This window comes from Streptomyces sp. NPDC102360, assembly GCF_044766085.1.
Lineage (GTDB): Bacteria > Actinomycetota > Actinomycetes > Streptomycetales > Streptomycetaceae > Streptomyces.
The window spans coordinates 264,593-279,640 of sequence record NZ_JBIWLG010000001.1 but is presented as its reverse complement, the minus strand read 5'-3'; the positions used below and the strand labels follow the sequence as shown (position 1 = coordinate 279,640).

At 71.8% G+C, this 15,048-nt stretch carries 15 protein-coding genes; 5 read left to right on the top strand and 10 right to left on the bottom strand.

The genetic code is table 11. From position 1 onward, the window contains the following. Nucleotides 1-43 precede the first annotated feature (43 nt). Genes ACIRHA_RS01265 through ACIRHA_RS01245 form a run of 5 tightly spaced genes read right to left on the bottom strand, consistent with a single transcriptional unit; the run spans nucleotide 44 to nucleotide 4,421 of the window. On the bottom strand, nucleotides 44-1,288 hold the full coding sequence (locus ACIRHA_RS01265; RefSeq protein ID WP_403838541.1) for a Gfo/Idh/MocA family protein: 1,245 nt from the start codon (nucleotides 1,286-1,288) through the stop codon (nucleotides 44-46). Nucleotides 1,289-1,295: 7 nt separating this feature from the next. Further along, a complete protein-coding gene (locus ACIRHA_RS01260) occupies nucleotides 1,296-2,144 on the bottom strand; it encodes a carbohydrate ABC transporter permease (RefSeq protein ID WP_403838539.1) in 849 nt (282 codons plus the stop codon). After that, nucleotides 2,137-2,949 carry a carbohydrate ABC transporter permease gene (locus ACIRHA_RS01255; protein WP_403838537.1) on the bottom strand — a complete coding sequence of 271 codons (813 nt, stop codon included), beginning with the start codon at nucleotides 2,947-2,949 and terminating at the stop codon, nucleotides 2,137-2,139. Before ACIRHA_RS01255 ends, ACIRHA_RS01260 begins: the two co-directional genes overlap by 8 nt. A 9-nt stretch (nucleotides 2,950-2,958) precedes the next feature. After that, nucleotides 2,959-3,126 (bottom strand): hypothetical protein, encoded by a 168-nt coding sequence (locus ACIRHA_RS01250; RefSeq protein ID WP_403838535.1) that lies wholly within the window; start codon nucleotides 3,124-3,126, stop codon nucleotides 2,959-2,961. Further along, nucleotides 3,126-4,421, bottom strand: coding sequence for an ABC transporter substrate-binding protein (locus tag ACIRHA_RS01245; RefSeq protein WP_403838533.1), 1,296 nt, complete (start codon nucleotides 4,419-4,421; stop codon nucleotides 3,126-3,128). Before ACIRHA_RS01245 ends, ACIRHA_RS01250 begins: the two co-directional genes overlap by 1 nt. 210 nt (nucleotides 4,422-4,631) lie before the next feature. On the opposite strand from ACIRHA_RS01245, the gene ACIRHA_RS01240 reads away from it, so the two are divergent. Beyond that, entirely contained in the window at nucleotides 4,632-5,441 is an 810-nt protein-coding gene (locus tag ACIRHA_RS01240) for a YhjD/YihY/BrkB family envelope integrity protein (RefSeq protein ID WP_403838531.1), read from the top strand. On the opposite strand, the gene ACIRHA_RS01235 is transcribed toward ACIRHA_RS01240, so the two are convergent. Beyond that, nucleotides 5,433-6,845, bottom strand: coding sequence for a DUF2252 domain-containing protein (locus ACIRHA_RS01235; RefSeq protein ID WP_403838529.1), 1,413 nt, complete (start codon nucleotides 6,843-6,845; stop codon nucleotides 5,433-5,435). The two genes, ACIRHA_RS01240 and ACIRHA_RS01235, sit on opposite strands and share 9 nt — an antisense overlap. A 124-nt stretch (nucleotides 6,846-6,969) precedes the next feature. Here ACIRHA_RS01235 and ACIRHA_RS01230 point away from each other — a divergent pair, with 124 nt between their 5' ends. After that, nucleotides 6,970-8,298, top strand: a complete 1,329-nt coding sequence (locus ACIRHA_RS01230; RefSeq protein ID WP_403838527.1) for a diacylglycerol/lipid kinase family protein — start codon at nucleotides 6,970-6,972, stop codon at nucleotides 8,296-8,298. Between the two features lie 4 nt (nucleotides 8,299-8,302). Here ACIRHA_RS01230 and ACIRHA_RS01225 read toward each other — a convergent pair whose 3' ends face one another. Beyond that, nucleotides 8,303-8,764, bottom strand: a complete 462-nt coding sequence (locus ACIRHA_RS01225) for a hypothetical protein (protein WP_403838525.1) — start codon at nucleotides 8,762-8,764, stop codon at nucleotides 8,303-8,305. A 200-nt stretch (nucleotides 8,765-8,964) separates the two neighbouring features. Between ACIRHA_RS01225 and ACIRHA_RS01220 the strand changes: the two genes are divergently transcribed. Both ACIRHA_RS01220 and ACIRHA_RS01215 read left to right on the top strand, forming a co-directional pair. Continuing rightward, nucleotides 8,965-9,237 carry a hypothetical protein gene (locus tag ACIRHA_RS01220; RefSeq protein ID WP_403838523.1) on the top strand — a complete coding sequence of 91 codons (273 nt, stop codon included), beginning with the start codon at nucleotides 8,965-8,967 and terminating at the stop codon, nucleotides 9,235-9,237. A gap of 122 nt (nucleotides 9,238-9,359) precedes the next feature. Next, nucleotides 9,360-9,821: a LuxR C-terminal-related transcriptional regulator gene (locus ACIRHA_RS01215; protein WP_403838521.1), complete on the top strand. Its 462-nt coding sequence runs from the start codon at nucleotides 9,360-9,362 to the stop codon at nucleotides 9,819-9,821. A 22-nt stretch (nucleotides 9,822-9,843) separates the two neighbouring features. Here the strand turns inward: ACIRHA_RS01215 and ACIRHA_RS01210 are convergent, their stop codons facing one another. From ACIRHA_RS01210 to ACIRHA_RS01200, 3 genes are all read right to left on the bottom strand, one after another. Next, nucleotides 9,844-12,126, bottom strand: coding sequence for a LuxR C-terminal-related transcriptional regulator (locus tag ACIRHA_RS01210; RefSeq protein WP_403838519.1), 2,283 nt, complete (start codon nucleotides 12,124-12,126; stop codon nucleotides 9,844-9,846). A 165-nt stretch (nucleotides 12,127-12,291) separates the two neighbouring features. Beyond that, complete coding sequence (locus ACIRHA_RS01205) at nucleotides 12,292-12,777, bottom strand: DUF1269 domain-containing protein (RefSeq protein WP_403838517.1); 486 nt, start codon at nucleotides 12,775-12,777, stop codon at nucleotides 12,292-12,294. Continuing rightward, nucleotides 12,777-13,331 (bottom strand): DUF1269 domain-containing protein, encoded by a 555-nt coding sequence (locus ACIRHA_RS01200; RefSeq protein WP_403838515.1) that lies wholly within the window; start codon nucleotides 13,329-13,331, stop codon nucleotides 12,777-12,779. Before ACIRHA_RS01200 ends, ACIRHA_RS01205 begins: the two co-directional genes overlap by 1 nt. 143 nt (nucleotides 13,332-13,474) lie before the next feature. On the opposite strand from ACIRHA_RS01200, the gene ACIRHA_RS01195 reads away from it, so the two are divergent. Further along, nucleotides 13,475-14,920, top strand: a complete 1,446-nt coding sequence (locus tag ACIRHA_RS01195) for a hypothetical protein (protein ID WP_403838513.1) — start codon at nucleotides 13,475-13,477, stop codon at nucleotides 14,918-14,920. Nucleotides 14,921-15,048 lie beyond the last annotated feature (128 nt).

Sequence of the window (15,048 nt, the reverse complement as noted above, 5' to 3'; positions counted from 1 at the left end):
GCCCGCACAACCCCCGGGGTCCTCACCTCCGGCCTGGAATCCCTCAACTCTGGTCGTTCGTGAACCAGTTGGCGAGTTCGGGCGCCACCCGCGCCACCGTCACCGGCTGACCGTCGGCCCGCAGCGATTGCGTGGCGGCGACGCCTGCCGCCACCGCCTCACGGGCCGCCACGGGGCTGGTGTCGGTGGCGCCGCCCTCGCGCACGAAGCGCAGGAACTCGGCGACGAGCAGCGGGTCGGAGCCGCCGTGCCCGCCCTCGCCGGGCGCGGGCATCGGGACGACGAGGTCGGCGTCGGCGCGGTAGCCGCTGCGCCGCTTCCAGACGCGGACCTCGGCGGTGTCACCGTGGTCGCCGAAGTTCTCCAGGCGGCCCTCGGTGCCGATGACCGTGTAGTTGCGCCAGTAGTCGGGCGTGTAGTGGCACTGCTGGTAGCTGGCGTGGATGCCGCCTTCGAGGCGCATCACCATCATCGAGAGGTCCTCGACGTCGACGACCGGGTTGAGGCCGGTGAGGGACTTCGGGGGCCAGTTGTTCTCGGGGTCGTACCAGTCGGGCATGGTCGCGCCGGGCGCCTGCCCCGAGCGGTCGGCGATGTCCCCGTACACGGTGAGCCCGCCGAGCGCGCTGACCCGCTCCGTGTAGGCGCCGGCCAGCCAGTGGATGACGTCGAGGTCGTGGGCGCCCTTCTGGAGGAGCAGTCCTGTGGTGTTGCGGCGGTCGGCGTGCCAGTCCTTGAAGTAGAAGTCGCCGCCGTGGCCCACGAAGTGGCGGCACCACACGGCCTTGACCTCGCCGATCTCGCCGCGCTCGATGAGTTCGCGCATGACGCGGACGACCGGCATGTGGCGCATGTTGTGCCCGACGTAGAGCCGGGAGCCGGAGGTGCGGGCGGCCTCCAGGACGCGGTCGCAGCCCTCGGTGGTGATGGCGAGGGGCTTCTCGACGAAGACGGCGACACCGGCTTCGAGGAGGTCGACCGCGAGTTCCTCGTGGGTGTGGTCCGGGGTGATGACGAAGACGGCGTCGAGGTCCTCGGCGTCGAGCATGGCCCGGTGGCCCTCGTAGGTGTGCACGTCGTCGCCGAACCACTCGCGGGCCCGGTCGAACATGCCGGGCGAGATGTCGGCGACGGCCACCACGGCGGAGCCCTCGCCGGGGCGGTGGGCCTCGCGGGCGACGGTGGCGCGCAGGCCGAGCCCGATGACACCGATGCGGAGGTCACGGGTGTGCTGGGGTGTGTGCTGCGGTTCTTCCGTACGGATGCCGGTGGTCGTATCGGTGGTCATGCGTGGTTCAGCCCTTCATGCCGGAGAAAGCGATGCCCTGGATGAACTGGCGCTGCATCGCGACGAACACCACGATCACCGGGAGCGTGGCGAGCAGGGACCCGGCCATCAGCACCGGGTACTCGGTGAGATGGGCGCCCTGGAGCGAGGCCAGGCCCGCCGACAGCGGCATCTTCGCCGGGTCGGTATTGACGATCATCGGCCACATCAGGTCGTTCCAGGACCACAGGAACGTCAGGATGCCGAGCGCGAGCAGGCCGGGGCGGGCCAGCGGCAGCGCGATGCGCCAGAAGACGGTGAAGGGGTTGGCGCCGTCGAGCCGGGCCGCCTCCTCCACCTCCTCCGGGAGCCCCATGAAGAACTGGCGCAGCAGGAAGGTGCCGAACGCGGAGAACATGCCGGGGACGACGAGCGCCTGCATGGAGTCGAGCCAGCCGAGGTTCTGCATGATCTGGTACTGCGGCAGCAGGAAGAGCTGACCCGGCACCATCAGGACGGCGAGGAACCCGAGGAAGATCGGCCCACGCCCCGGGAAGCGGATGCGGGCGAAGGCGTACGCGGCCATCGAGCACAGCAGCAGCTGGGCGGCGGTCCGCAGCAGCGACATGACGAGGGTGTTCACGAACTGCCGGCCGAACGGGACGCCGTCGAAGACCTTCTGGTAGTTCGAGAAGTCCCAGTGCGCGGGCAGGATCGTCGGCGGCACGCGCACGGACTCGCCGAAGCTCTTGAAGGAGGTAAGGAGTTCCCACAGCAGCGGGAACACGGTGATCACGGCGCCGAGTACGAGCAGGACGTGGGCGGGCCAGATCCGCCCCTGGCGCATGCCCGTCGTACGCACAGTGGACTTACGCATAGTGGACCCACTTCTTCTGCAGCCGGAACTGGACGGCGGTCAGCGCCATGATGAGGACGAACAGCACGCACACGATGGCCGCGCCGTAGCCGCGCTGGTTGTCGAAGAACGCCTTCTGGAAGAAGAGCATCACGACGGTCTGCCCCTCGCCGTAGGCGGGGTTCTGCAGCGAGTTCTGTGTGTTGGCGCCGATGATCAGGTAGACGAGGTCGAAGACCTGGAGCGACTGGATCACCGAGAGCACGGTGGTGAAGAACAGCGTGGGGCTCAGCAGCGGCATGGTGACCGAGAAGAACTGCCGTACGCGGCCCGCGCCGTCGAGGGCGGCGGCCTCGTAGTAGTCGCCGGGGATGGACTGCAACCCGGCGAGCAGCAGGATCATGTTGTAGCCGACGGTCATCCACACACCGACGACGGCGACCGCGAAGCGGATGGTGCCCGGGTCGGACACCCAGTGGGTGCCGTCGATGCCGATCGTGGACAGCGCGTGGTTGAGGATGCCGGCATCGCCGTTGTAGAGCCAGCGCCAGACGACGGCGACCGCGGCGGGCATCGTGACGACCGGCAGGAAGTAGAGGGTCCGGTAGACGCCGGTGCCGCGCAGCCCCTTCAGGTTGAGCAGCACGGCGATCACCATGGAGAGCGGGATGCCGAGGAGGACGAGTCCGGTGTAGACGGCGGTGTTGCCAAGGGACTGCCAGAACTCCGGGTCGCCCACGAGCGTGCGGTAGTTGGCGGCGCCGATCCAGGTCGTCCCGCCGAAGGGGCCCCATTCGGTGAGGCTGTAGTACACCGTCTGCACCACGGGCCACAGTTAGAAGACGGCGAGGCCGAGCCCGGCCGGGGCGATGAGGGCGTAGCCCCACCACTTGTCGCGGTGCTGGAACCGGCGCTCACGACGCCGCAACTCCCTCTGGTTCAGCGGCTGTTGGCGGCTTCGCTGCGCGGGAACCGCCGCTTTCGGCTGCGTGTCGACGCTCATCAGGCCCTGCCCTTCCTCTCCTGCGCGAGCAGCTGGTTCATGGCGTCCGCAAGGGAGTCGGTGGCGGATTCGAGGCTCTCGACGCCGCTCCACGCCTTGGCGAGCCACATCTGCTCCTTGTGCTGCCAGGCGGCGCTGTTGGCGGAGCTGGGATAGAGCACGGCGTCGTCGAGCGCGTCCAGGTGCACCTTGAGGTTGAAGTGCGGCATGCCGGCGGCCCATGGTTCGGCGGTGCCGTTGCGGGCGGGGATGGCGGTGCCGTACTTGCCCTGGAGGAGGGAGATGCGCTCGGTGCCGAGGAAGCGGACGAAGTCGCGGGCGAGTTCGGGGTTCGGCGTGCGGGCGTAGACGACGTTGGCGAGGCCGTGCAGCACGCCGGCGCGGTGCTTCCCCCTGGGCATCGGCGCGACGTCGATCTTGGCCCGCAGCTCGCGGTCGGCGTGGAAGGTCGCGGCGTTGTAGGACGCCTCGTAGGTCATGGCCAGCGTGCCCGACTGGAACATCTGGGTGGGGTCGGTGTCGGCCATCTGCTGGAGGGTGGGCGAGGAGCGGTACCGGTGGATGAGGTCGATCCACAGCCGCAGCCCGTCGCGGGTCTTCTCGTCGGCGTATCCGGAGTGTCGCCTGTCGTCGGAGATGACCCAGCCGCCGGCCTGCGGTATGGAGTCGTAGTAGTTCTCCTGCGCGCGGACGGGCGCCCCCACCCCGTAGATCCCGCGCCTGCGGTCGGTGAGCCGCTGGGAGTTCTCAATCAGGTCCTGCCAGGTCCAGCGGGCGTCCGGATACGGCACCTTGGCCCGGTCGAAGAGCTCCTTGTTGTACCAGAGCGCGACGGTGTCGAAGTCCTTCGGGGCGCCGTACTGGGTGCCCTTCCAGCGGTACAGGGAGACCAGCTCGGACGGGAAGTCGTCGGTCCGCAGCACGGCGTCGCCGCCGTCGGTGTCCAGGGGAAGCAGCTGCCCGGCGTCGGCGTACATGCCGAAGTTGGGCCCGTTCATCCAGAACACGTCGGGTGCGGCGCCACCGGTGCAGGCGGTGCGCAGCTTCGTCCAGTACGTGCCGTTCGGGGTCAGCTGGACGTCGACGCTCACGCCCGGCCGGGCCCGCTCGAAGGCGCGGGCCGCGCGCTGCATGGCGGGCAGTTGATAGACGTCCCAGACGCCGTATGTGAGGTGGCCGCGCCGCGAACCGCCTTTGGCGTCGGAGGCATTCGACGAGGAGGGGCCACAGCCGGACGCGAGCGGCGCCGCCGCGAGTGTCGTGGCGGCCGCGGCGAGGAGAGAGCGCCTGCGCACAGGGAGCCTTCCTGGTGAAGGGTCGACCGGAATGCTAGGACGCTATTTGCTCGAAGTTGATGGGTCAAGGCTTGTTTCGATCACCTTTACGCAAACGTCGGATCGAGCGAGGTGGGTGGGTGTCACCCGGCGCGGGCGACGTGCGTGCGGGCCGGTGGCCCGACAGTGCCCGGCAGGAGTGTGTGTCCCTCGCCCCGGGAGGGCGTTGTCATGACGATCACGGGTGCCGCCCGGCCCCTGGCGGGCCGGATCGTGCACCAGCTGGTGCACGTCACCATCCTGGACATGGCGACGCGGCTCGCCGCGCAGGCGTTCCTGGCCGCCCTGCCGATGCTCATCGCCCTCGCCTCGTTCTGTCCGCAGGCGGTGCGGCGCGAACTCCTGCGCTCGCTGCGTACGTTGATCGGGACGTCCGGGGCGGTGGCGCGGCAGGCCGAGGAGGTGACCGAGGGCGGTGATGCCGCGCTGCACAGCTGGGGCGCGGCCGGTGTGCTGGTCGCGCTGCTCTCCGCCACCGCGTTCACCCGGGCCCTGCAACGGCTGTGCGAGCGGGCCTGGGACGTGCCGCACGCCGGGGTCCGCCTTGTGGCGTGGCGGTGGGCGGTGTGGCTGCTCGTGTGGGTGGTGATGCTCATCGTGCAGGGCACGCTGCACCGGGCGTTCGGCGCGGGCGCGCTCCTCGGCTACCCCTTGCAGTTCGCCGCGGCCGCGCTGATGTGGTGGTGGACCCAGCATCTACTGCTCGCCGGGCGGGTGAGGTGGCTGCCGCTGCTGCCGGGGGCGCTGCTGACCGCGGTGGGAGTGGTCACGTTCTGCGGGGCGTCGGGGCTGTGGCTGCCGCGTGCGCTGCGGATGAGCGTGGAGCGCTATGGGGCCCTCGGGTCCGTGTTCACGGTGCTGTCCTGGCTGATCCTGTTCTTCACCACGGTGGTGTTCGGCGTGGCCGTCGGACGCGTCCTGGCCGAGGAGGAGTTCCTGCGGCGCCGGCTCGGCGGCACGACGGCCACCGGCTCACACTGACGCCACCGTCACCCTGCCGTCCCGCGCGGCCGCGGCGAGCGCCTTGTGGTCGCGCTCGTTCTGGTCGGCGTAGGCCTCCGCGAAACGGCCGAGCGCCTGGTCGAAGCGGTCGGAGCGGCCCAGGTAGGCGGCGATGGCGACGCGGTCGCCCGAGCGGGCGTGGGCGCGGGCCAGCGTCGCGCCGCAGGCCCGGCCGAAGAGTCCCATGACGCGCGGGGACATCAGATCCGCCTGCGGAATCACCTTCCAGTCCCTCAACTGCCGTATATAGAAGTCGCGTTGCTCACCATCGAGGCCCTCCACCCGCTCCCAGCCGAGGAACATGTCACCGGCCGCCTGCATGAGGCGCTGCCCGACGACGACACGTTCGCCCTGGTTGGCGTGGGCGCCGGGCCCCGCGAACTCCGCGAGTACGGAGGTCCCGGCCTCCTTCGCCTGCAGCAGCAGCGGATCGTTGACATCGGTGCCGTCGCCGCCGAGCAGCAGAATGATCCAGCAGCGGGTGCCCACACTGCCCACGCCGACCACCTTGCGCGCCATGTCGACGACCCGGTACTGGGAGAGCAGCGCCCTGCGTTCGGCGCTGAGCGTGCGCGCGTACCGCTCGATCAGGTCGATCAACTGCGCCTCCAGCTGCTTGCGTTCGACACCGGGCAGCAGTTGGTCGAGCGGAGTGACCAGGGGCGGGTCGGCCGCGATGCGCAGCTCACCGTCGACGACGTGGGCGAGCTTCTCCAGTGCCCGGAGGTGGTCACGGCCGCGGGCCTTGCCGATCGCCTGCGACATGCGCCGCCGGGCGCGGCCGTCCAGCTTCCCGGACACCGCCGCGTACAGCTCCTCCGCCTCGATCCGCGAGTACCACACGTCGAGCGTGCGCATCCCGGCGAACCGCTCCATCGACTGCCGGTACGAGGCAGCGGTGGCCCGCACCACGCGCTCGCGCTCCGAGCGGCCGAAGCCGTTGCCGCGGCCCGCGATGACGAGGCTGGCGGCGAGCCGCTTGACGTCCCACTCCCACGGCCCGCGCAGCGTCTCGTCGAAGTCGTTGATGTCGAACATCAGGCGCCGCTCCGGGGAGGCGAGCAGCCGGAAGTTCAACAGGTGTGCGTCGCCGCACAGTTGGGCCCGCAGGCCGGTGACCGGGGTGTGCGCCAGATCGGACGCCATGATCGCGGCGGCGCCCCGGAAGAACCGGAACGGCGACTCCAGCATGCGGCCGTAGCGGATCGGGACGAGCTCCGGCAGCCTGTTCGCCGACTGCTTCTCGAGGATGCCGACGGGGTCGGGGCGGTCGGCGGCGGGGGCGTAGTCGGCGTGCCCGGAGCGCGGGACGCGGGACCTCGCGGACCTGCCCGTGCTCGCCCGTTCGCGCGCGGTGCGGCGACGGCTCGTCATCTCGGTCATGGCGGGCTCCTTCCTGGCTGTGCACACCGTGCGCCGGGCCGGGCGCCGCGACGTCACCCCGCCGGTGTGAGGTCGCCTCTCGGGGGTGAGTCCCCGAGGGTCTCCCGGTCGCAGACTGCCGGTCATGGAACCGACGACACAGGGACAGGGACAGGGGCGGGGGCAACGGTGGCTGGCGCGTGCTTCGCTGGCCGCCGCGGCGGGCGCCGTGCTGGTCCTGGCCGCCTTCGCGGGGATGCGGACCTTCACGCTGCTCGGCGCGGGGATCCTGGGGACGGCGGTCACGGCCGCCGCCGTGTGGTGGGTGCTCAGCAGGCGGGGACCCGCGCGGTATCTGGCGCTGCTCCTGGCGCTCGCTGCGCCGGTCTGGGTGCTGGTCGCGTACGCCCGCGCGCACCTGGTGTGGGTGGTGCTGGCGTCGGGCGGTCTCTGGCTGCTCGCCGCGGGGGCGGGCCGTGCGGCGCTGGGGCCGCGCTCATCCCCCGCCCCGATGCCCGAGGAGACGGCGGCGCCCGCGTTCCACCGGCCGGTGCTGATCATGAACCCGCGCTCGGGCGGGGGCAAGGTCGACCGTTTCGGGCTGCGCGCGAAGGCCGAGCGACTGGGCGCGGACGTCGTGCTGTTGGAGGGGCCCGAGGCGGTCGACGTGGCGGCGCTTGCCCGCGAGCGCGCCGCCGCCGGGGCGGATCTCCTCGGCGTCGCGGGCGGCGACGGCACGCAGGCTCTCGTCGCGGACGTCGCCGCCGAACTCGGCCTGCCGTTCCTGGTGATCCCCGCGGGGACCCGCAACCACTTCGCCCTCGACCTCGGCCTGGACCGCGAGGACCCGGCGAAGGCGCTGGACGCGCTGGCCGACGGCGTGCAGCTGCGGGTCGACCTCGGCACGGCGGGCGGCCGCCCGTTCGTCAACAACGTGTCGTTCGGGGCCTACGCCGAGGTGGTGCAGAGCCCCGCCTACCGCGACGGCAAGACCCGTACCACCCTCGATCTGCTGCCCGACCTGCTCGCCCGGCACAAGGGCGCTGAGCTCACCGCCCGGGTCGGCGAGCACGAACTCGCGGACCCGCAGGCGCTGTTGGTGAGCAACAACCCGTACGGCGCCCACGACATCGCGGGCCTCGGCCGGCGCACCCGGCTCGACGGCGGGGTCCTCGGCTGCGTCGCCGTACGGGTCACGAGCGCCGCGCAGGCCGCCGGGCTGCTGCGCGGCAGCCGGTCCGCCGGTGTGACGACGCGGACCGCCGAATCGGTGGTCGTCGACGCCGACCAGGACTCGATCCCCGTCGGCCTCGACGGCGAGGCGGTGCGGATGGACGTCCCCGTACGCATCGAGGTGCGACCCGGCGCGCTGCGGGTGATCGTGCCGAGGCAGCGCCCGGGAACGTACCGGGAACGCCCGCCGCTGAACTGGCGCGGCGTCACGGGACTCGCCCTCACCGTGCGGCGGCCGTGAGCGTTCAGAGCGGCGCCCCGTAGGCCCTGTGCGCCTCGCGGTGTCCGTACATGACGAGGGACCAGATCACGAGGATGTCGAGGGCGATGAGGATCGCCGACCAGACGGGCTGGTACGGGGTGAAGAAGAAGTTCTCCAGCGCGCTCATCGCAGCGATGACGATGACGACGATCCGCGCCCAGGTGCGGCCGCTGAAGAGGCTGACCGCCGCGGCGAAGACGATGACCCCGGTGATCATCTGCACCCAGCCACGGGCGTTGACGTCGAAGTCGAACGCGTAGTCGTTCTGCGCTTGGTAGAAGTTGTCGTTGAGCACCGCGGAGAGGCCCGCGATCGCGTGGTAGGCGCCGATGATGCCCATCACGAACGCGGCGAAGACGACTCCGCCGACGGCGGCCGGACGGACACGGGGCTCTGGCTCGGACGCTGCGGAGCGCGCCTGACCCGGCGAGATCTGCTCGGCCATGTCGCACCCTCCTCCTCGATCTCGGTGAAACCGGACTCGATGAACCCGGAGCATGCGGCCCACGCCACCAATAACGGTTCACCCGCAGCGGATGAGCGCCGCCCCCGGGCGCGGCTGTCACCCGTGCGAGGTGATGCCCTCGGCGGTGCGGTCGCCGGGAGAATGGCACGCGGGACGACGCTCGCACTGGAGGTGGCGTCATGGGCGGGTCACACACGGGTCCGGGCCCCGAGCCGGGCGGAACGCCCTCCGGTGGCGGCGACTTCGAGATCCGCGTCAAGGGGAAGCTCGGCGATGCCTTCCGGTCGGCGTTCGACGAGCTGACGGTCGTGCTGCGCCCCGCCGAGACGGTGCTGGTCGGCGCGGGACTCGACCAGGCCGCCCTGTACGGGATCCTCGACCGCATCCAGGGCCTCGGCCTCGAACTCCTCGAGGTCCGCCGCCTCCCCGGGCCGCGCGAGGCACACGGATAACCGCCGGTCGGCCGGGCAAGGGGTCGAACCTCCCTGAAAACGGCGCGGAAGACCCCTTCCGCCGCGTGCGCGCGGGCCCCACCGTGGTGGGGTGATGCCCTCCACATGGGGAGGTGAGGGGCATGCTCACAGCACAGTGCCCACACACGGTCGACGATCCGGGGAGCTTGGGGCGCGTCATGGCGCTCCGCCTCCAGCTGGGCTCGCTCCACCAGGAGAGCGCCGCGGCCGACGCCGCTCTGACGACCTGTCTGATGTGGGTCGCCGGCGTCCTCGTGGAGATCGCGGGGGACGTGGCGGATCCGCGGGCCGCCGGTGCGCTGGTGCACCGGGCGTCGGCCGCGCTCGCCGCGGTGCCCGTCCCGCGGCAGAACAGCGCGCACCCGTCGCCGCAGCGGCTGACCGGCCGCCAGCTCGCCGTGCTCCGACAGCTTCAGGAGGAGGTTCCACTGCGGCAGATCGCCGACGATCTCTACGTCTCGTACAACACGGTCAAGAGCCACACGCGCGCCGTGTACCGGAAGTTGGGCGCGAGCTCGCGCGCCGAAGCGCTCGTCAGGGCACGGGAGTTGGGGCTCGTGTGAGGCGCCGCCCGGCCCGGCGGCCTCACAGGATCTGGAGCTCCCGGGCCCTGCGGACCGCGGCCGAGCGGCGCGACACGGCCAGTTTGCGGTAGACGCTCTTGAGGTGTGTCTTCACCGTGTTGATCGAGAGGTAGAGCTCATCGGCGATCTCTTCGGTGGTCATCATCTGCGCGAGCCGGCCGAGGACATCGCGTTCGCGTGCGCTGAGCCGCTCGGCGGGAACCTCGGCGAACGGGTCCTGCTCGGGCGGCGCGGCGGCGTGGGCGCGACGCGGCTGCGCCGGGCTCAGCAGCCGGGCACAGGTGGGCACGAGCGTGCGCTGCACCGTCTGCGGCAGCCGGGACACGGTCACCGCGTTCGCGACGGCCTCGGCGCCCCGGCCCCCGCGCTCCATCGTGACCGCGAGCCGGGCGACGACCCCGCCGAGCTCGGCGAGGAACGTGTCGGAGACCTTCCCCAACACGCCCTCGCTGTGCGTGAGTTCGTGCCGGACCCGGCTCGGCTCGCCGCGCGCCAGGGCGCCCCAGGCCCGCACCAGGTGCAGGGTGGCACGCGAGGGCTCGCCCGCGGTCCACGGCGGCATCGGCGCCTTGACGGCCTGGGCGGTGAGCTCGTCCGCGGCCCGGAAGCGGCCGCGCAGCGCCTCCAGGAGCGCGAGCTCGACGAGGCAGTCCCGGCGCAGCGCGCCGTTCCCTGCGGCGCCCGCCGCCTTGAGCCCCCGGGTGAGGGAGGCCTGCGCGGCCTTCAGGCTGCCGGCCCGCAGCTCTCCGCTGCCCCGCACGGTCAGGATGAGGGCCGGGATCTCGGGCCGCTCGGCCAGCAGGGGGTGCGGCACGTGCGGCGCCGCCGCCTCGGCGTCGGCAGCGGCGGCCCCGGCGCGGCGCGGATCGGTGCAGCGCAGCCGGTCCATCCGGATCACGGCGTGCGCGAGCCGGCACCGTGCGAGGCGGTCGCCCTCCCCCTGCGGCAGCCGGTCGAGGAGTTCGGCGGCCCGCTCCAGGTGCCTGGTGCACGCCTGGTCGTCCCGGCGGGTCCTGGCGACGGCCGCCGCGAGCAGCACGGATTCCGGTTCGTCGGCGGACGGTTCGTCGGCCGGCAGCCGTCCCGCGTCGACGGGCAGCCGGGTCCTGGCGAGGCCGAGCACCTGCCCGATCGCGAGGCGGCGCACGATGAGGCGGCCCGCCTCGTCCCAGTCGCCCGCGGCGAGCAGGTGCCGCACGGCGTCGGCGAGCAGACCGTGCTCGGCGAGCCACGCGGCGGCCGTGCGGTGCAGCGGCGCCACGAGTCCGGGCGTCTCGTGCCGCAGGCAGGTCCGCAGCACGTCGGCGAACATCTGGTGGCAGCGGTACCAGCCCTGCCCCACGGGCCGCAGGAAGGAGTTCTCCCGGACGAGCCCCGCGAACAGGGCGCCGTCGGTGTCGCCCGCGAGTTCGGCGGCCAGCTCGGCGTTCACCCGGTCCAGGATGCTCGTCGTCAGGAGCAGCCCGCGCATACCGGCCGACTGCTGGTCGAGCACCTCCTCGACCAGATAGCTGGAGATCGCCTCGTCGTCGCCCGCGAGCTGCGCGACGAACCGTTCGGGGTCGCCGCGCCGTTCCATGGACATCGCGGCGAGCCGCAGTCCCGCGGCCCAGCCGTCGGCGCGCCGCCGCAGCGTGCTCACCGTCTGCTTCGTCACGTCGATGCCGTGCTGGGCCAGGAGGGCCGCCGCCTCCCGGTCGTCGAAGGCGAGGTCCGCGGTGCGTACTTCGGCGACCTCGCTGGTGAGCCGCCCGCGGTACAGGTGCAGGGGCGGATCGCGGCGGGCGAGCACCACGAGCCGCAGCGCGTCCGGGGTGTGCCGGAGCAGGTGCGTGACACCGCGGGCGATCGGCGAGTCGAGGGCGGGCTGGAAGTCGTCGAGGACGAGGACCGACGGCTCGCCGTGCCGGTTCAGGCAGTCGGCGAGGGTCGCGACCAGCAGCGGGCCGTCCTCGCTCGCGGCCGGTTCGGGCACCGCGAGGCCCGCGGCGCGCAGCGCGCCGAACACCCGCTGCCAGAACACGCCGGGGTGCTCGGCGGGCCCGTCGCAGGCGACCCAGGCGAGCGGCCAGGACGGGCGCCGGGTGTGCGCCCATTCCAGGGCGAGGGCCGTCTTGCCCGCGCCCACGGGGCCGACGACCACGGTGAGCGGGCCGCGCACGCCCCTGGCCAGTTGGTCGGTCAGCCGGGGGCGGGGCACGATCCAGTCGGGCAGCGCGGGCACGGAGTCGGCCTGCTCCGCGTCGTGCTCGCGGTCCGGTGTGCGGTGTGACCACTCGGCCATGGTGACCCTCGCTCTCGCAGCGCCGTGGACCCACACCCCCGTATGGGTGGCAAGTGTGGGGCCGGGAGCGCCGCGTCCGGCACATGCCAGACGCCATCTCACCCGGGTGAACTTCCCGTGTGGGACGGCGCGTTGGCAAGACGTGCCCAGTGGGCCGACCGGCGACTACTTGGACTGGAGTGCCTCCACCAGTTCCTCCTCGCGGTCCTTGGTGAGAGAGGTGTGGATCACGGTGGGGCCGAAGGGGCGCAGCGCTTCCTGTACCCGGTCCGGTGTGGTGCGCCGGACGAGCGCGAAGACGGCGGCGCGGCCGGGTTCGAGGGCGCGCGCGGTCTCCTTGACGAAGGCGTCGTTGATGCCGATGTCGGAGAGCTTGCCGGCGGCGGCCCCGGTGGCCGCGCCCACGGCGGCGCCGAACACGGGCATCAGGAAGAGCATGCCGAACAGCGCGCCCCACAGGGCGCCGCCGGCCGCTCCCGCCCCGGTGGTGCTGTGCTGCTGGTGGACGTGCATCTTGCCGTCCATGGTGCGCCACGCCACCACGGCGTCCTCGAGCTCCAGCAGTTCCTGCCGGGACAGCTCGCCGGCCAGGCGCAGCACCGATTCGGCCTTTTCCTTGTCCGAGAATCCGAGTACGACGAGATCGGCCATCAGGTCCTCCTGGGACGGTTGCCGGGTTTGGGTACGGAAGTGGGTTTGGGGACGACCGGGTCGCCCAGGCGCTCGGCCGCGGCGGCGAGTTCGACGGCCACGGGCTCCAGTGCCTCCTCGGTCAGGAACCCTTCGGCGACGGGCACCCCGCCCGCGTCCCTGACCGCCTTGCGCAGATGCTTCGCCCAGACGTGTTCGAGCAGGATGTACGCCGCCGATGTGCCCGGGTCCTGGGAGTCGGCCATCTCCCTGATGTCGGTGGTGCTCAGCCCGAACGCGTTGCCCTCGGCCAGGCTCGGATACGTGTCCCGGACCGCGCGCATCCGCTCCCTGGAGATTCCGAGCAGGGCGGCGACGGTCTCGCCCATCCCCTCCTGCTGGAAGTCGAGGGTGAACAGGCCGCCACTGGGCTCCTTGCTGACGAAGAGCATGTCGAGGACGCGGATCTGTTCGTTCGCCTCGAGAATCGCCAGCTCCTCGACGATCCGGCCCTCGAACTTGGCGTCGGGCCCGAACTCGATGGTGAGCAGCTGCACCGGTCCGATGACCGCCATGGCGTCTCCCTTTGACTGTCTTTGACTCTCTGCGTGAAGCTCCACCGGCATCACAGCGGTACTGCCCGCGCCGCGCGTCACCCGCCGTAGGTGAGCAACGCGGCCCGGACCGCGGCGACCCTGACCGCGGGAGGTGCCACGCCATGAGCGATGAACAGGCCCACGGCCCCGGCGGGACCGCGCCCGCCCCGCCGTCCGCCACCGACGCGGAACTGGAACGGCTGCGCGCCGAGGTCGAGATGCTGCGTGACCGGGCCGGCACCCAACACAGGCGCCGCGCCCGGACGTTCGTGGTGCGTCGCACCATCGCCGCGATCCTGGTAGCGCTGGTCGCGGTACTCGCGGTCACCTCCGTGGTGGGCGTGTGGGGATCGCGGACGACGCTGAACACGGACCGCTGGATCGCCACGGTGGGCACGCTGCCCGAGGATCCGAAGGTGAACGCCGCGGTCTCCAAGTACCTCGCGAACGAGATCTTCGACCAGCTCGACGTGGAGCAGCGGCTGTCCGACGCGCTGCCGCCGCGCGCCTCGTTCCTGGCGGGCCCGGTCACGGGGGCCGTGCACGACTTCATGCGCGAGAAGATCTCGCAGCTGATCGCGAACGAGCGGTTCCAGGAGCTGTGGCGGACCACGAACCGGTTCGCGCACGAACGCATCGTCGCCCTGCTGGAGAAGCACAACGAGAACGTCCGGGTGAAGGGCGACACGGTCACGCTCAATCTGCTGCCGGTGGTCAACAACCTTCTCGGCGCCCTGGAGACCGAACTTCCCTCCGTCTTCGGCAAGAAGATCGACCTTCCGGCGCTGTCCTCCGGGGAGCTGCCGCCGGGTCTGCACCAGCGGATCGAGAAGGCGATCGGCAGGGACCTGCCCGAGAACTTCGCGCAGATCCGTCTCTACAACCGGAACACGCTCAGCCAGCTCCAGGACGCGGTCGTGCTGTTCAAGCGCGCCCTCGTGGGCCTGCTGATCGCGGTCCCTGCCCTGCTCGCCCTCTCCCTGTGGGTCTCGCCGAACCGGCGGCGCACCCTGCTCCAGCTCGGCCTGTGGCTGGTGGTGACGGTCACCGTACTGACGGCCGTCCTGCGGGGCGTGCGCGACCAGTTGCTCGGCCAGCTGCCGGAGGGCGTCTACCGCGAAGGGGCGCGCTCGGCGCTGTGGACCATTTTCACGACGCTGCGCGAACGGGGCGACCAACTGCTGTGGCTCGGCGTCGCCATCGCCGTCCTGTGCTACCTCGTCGGCCCCGGCCGACTGCCGTCCGCGCTGCGCGGGTGGACCGTCCAGGGCGCCCGCGCCACCGGCCACGGCATCGCGAAGGCGGGCCAACACCTGGGCACGGACGGCCAATTCCGCCCCTGGATCACCCGCCACGCGGACGTCCTGCGCGTCACCGGCGCCGTGGTGGCGGCCCTGATCTCCATCCTCCTGTCCTCCTGGACCGCACTCCTGGTGATCGCCGCACTCCTCGCCGCATACGAGATCACGATCACGCTCGTGGCCCGCGAGGGGACCTCACCCCCGAAAGGTGAAGCCGACGCCCGCCCTCCTGCCAAGACTGACGCCTCCGCATCAAGCCCGCTCTAGGACGAGAGCCCGCGGGGCCCGGGCAACTCAAGCCCCGCCGGCGATTGAGGCGCGGGGTCCGGGCAAATCAAGCCCCGCCGGCGATTGAGGCGCGGGGCCCGGGGCAGCGCCCCGCGACCGCAACGCCG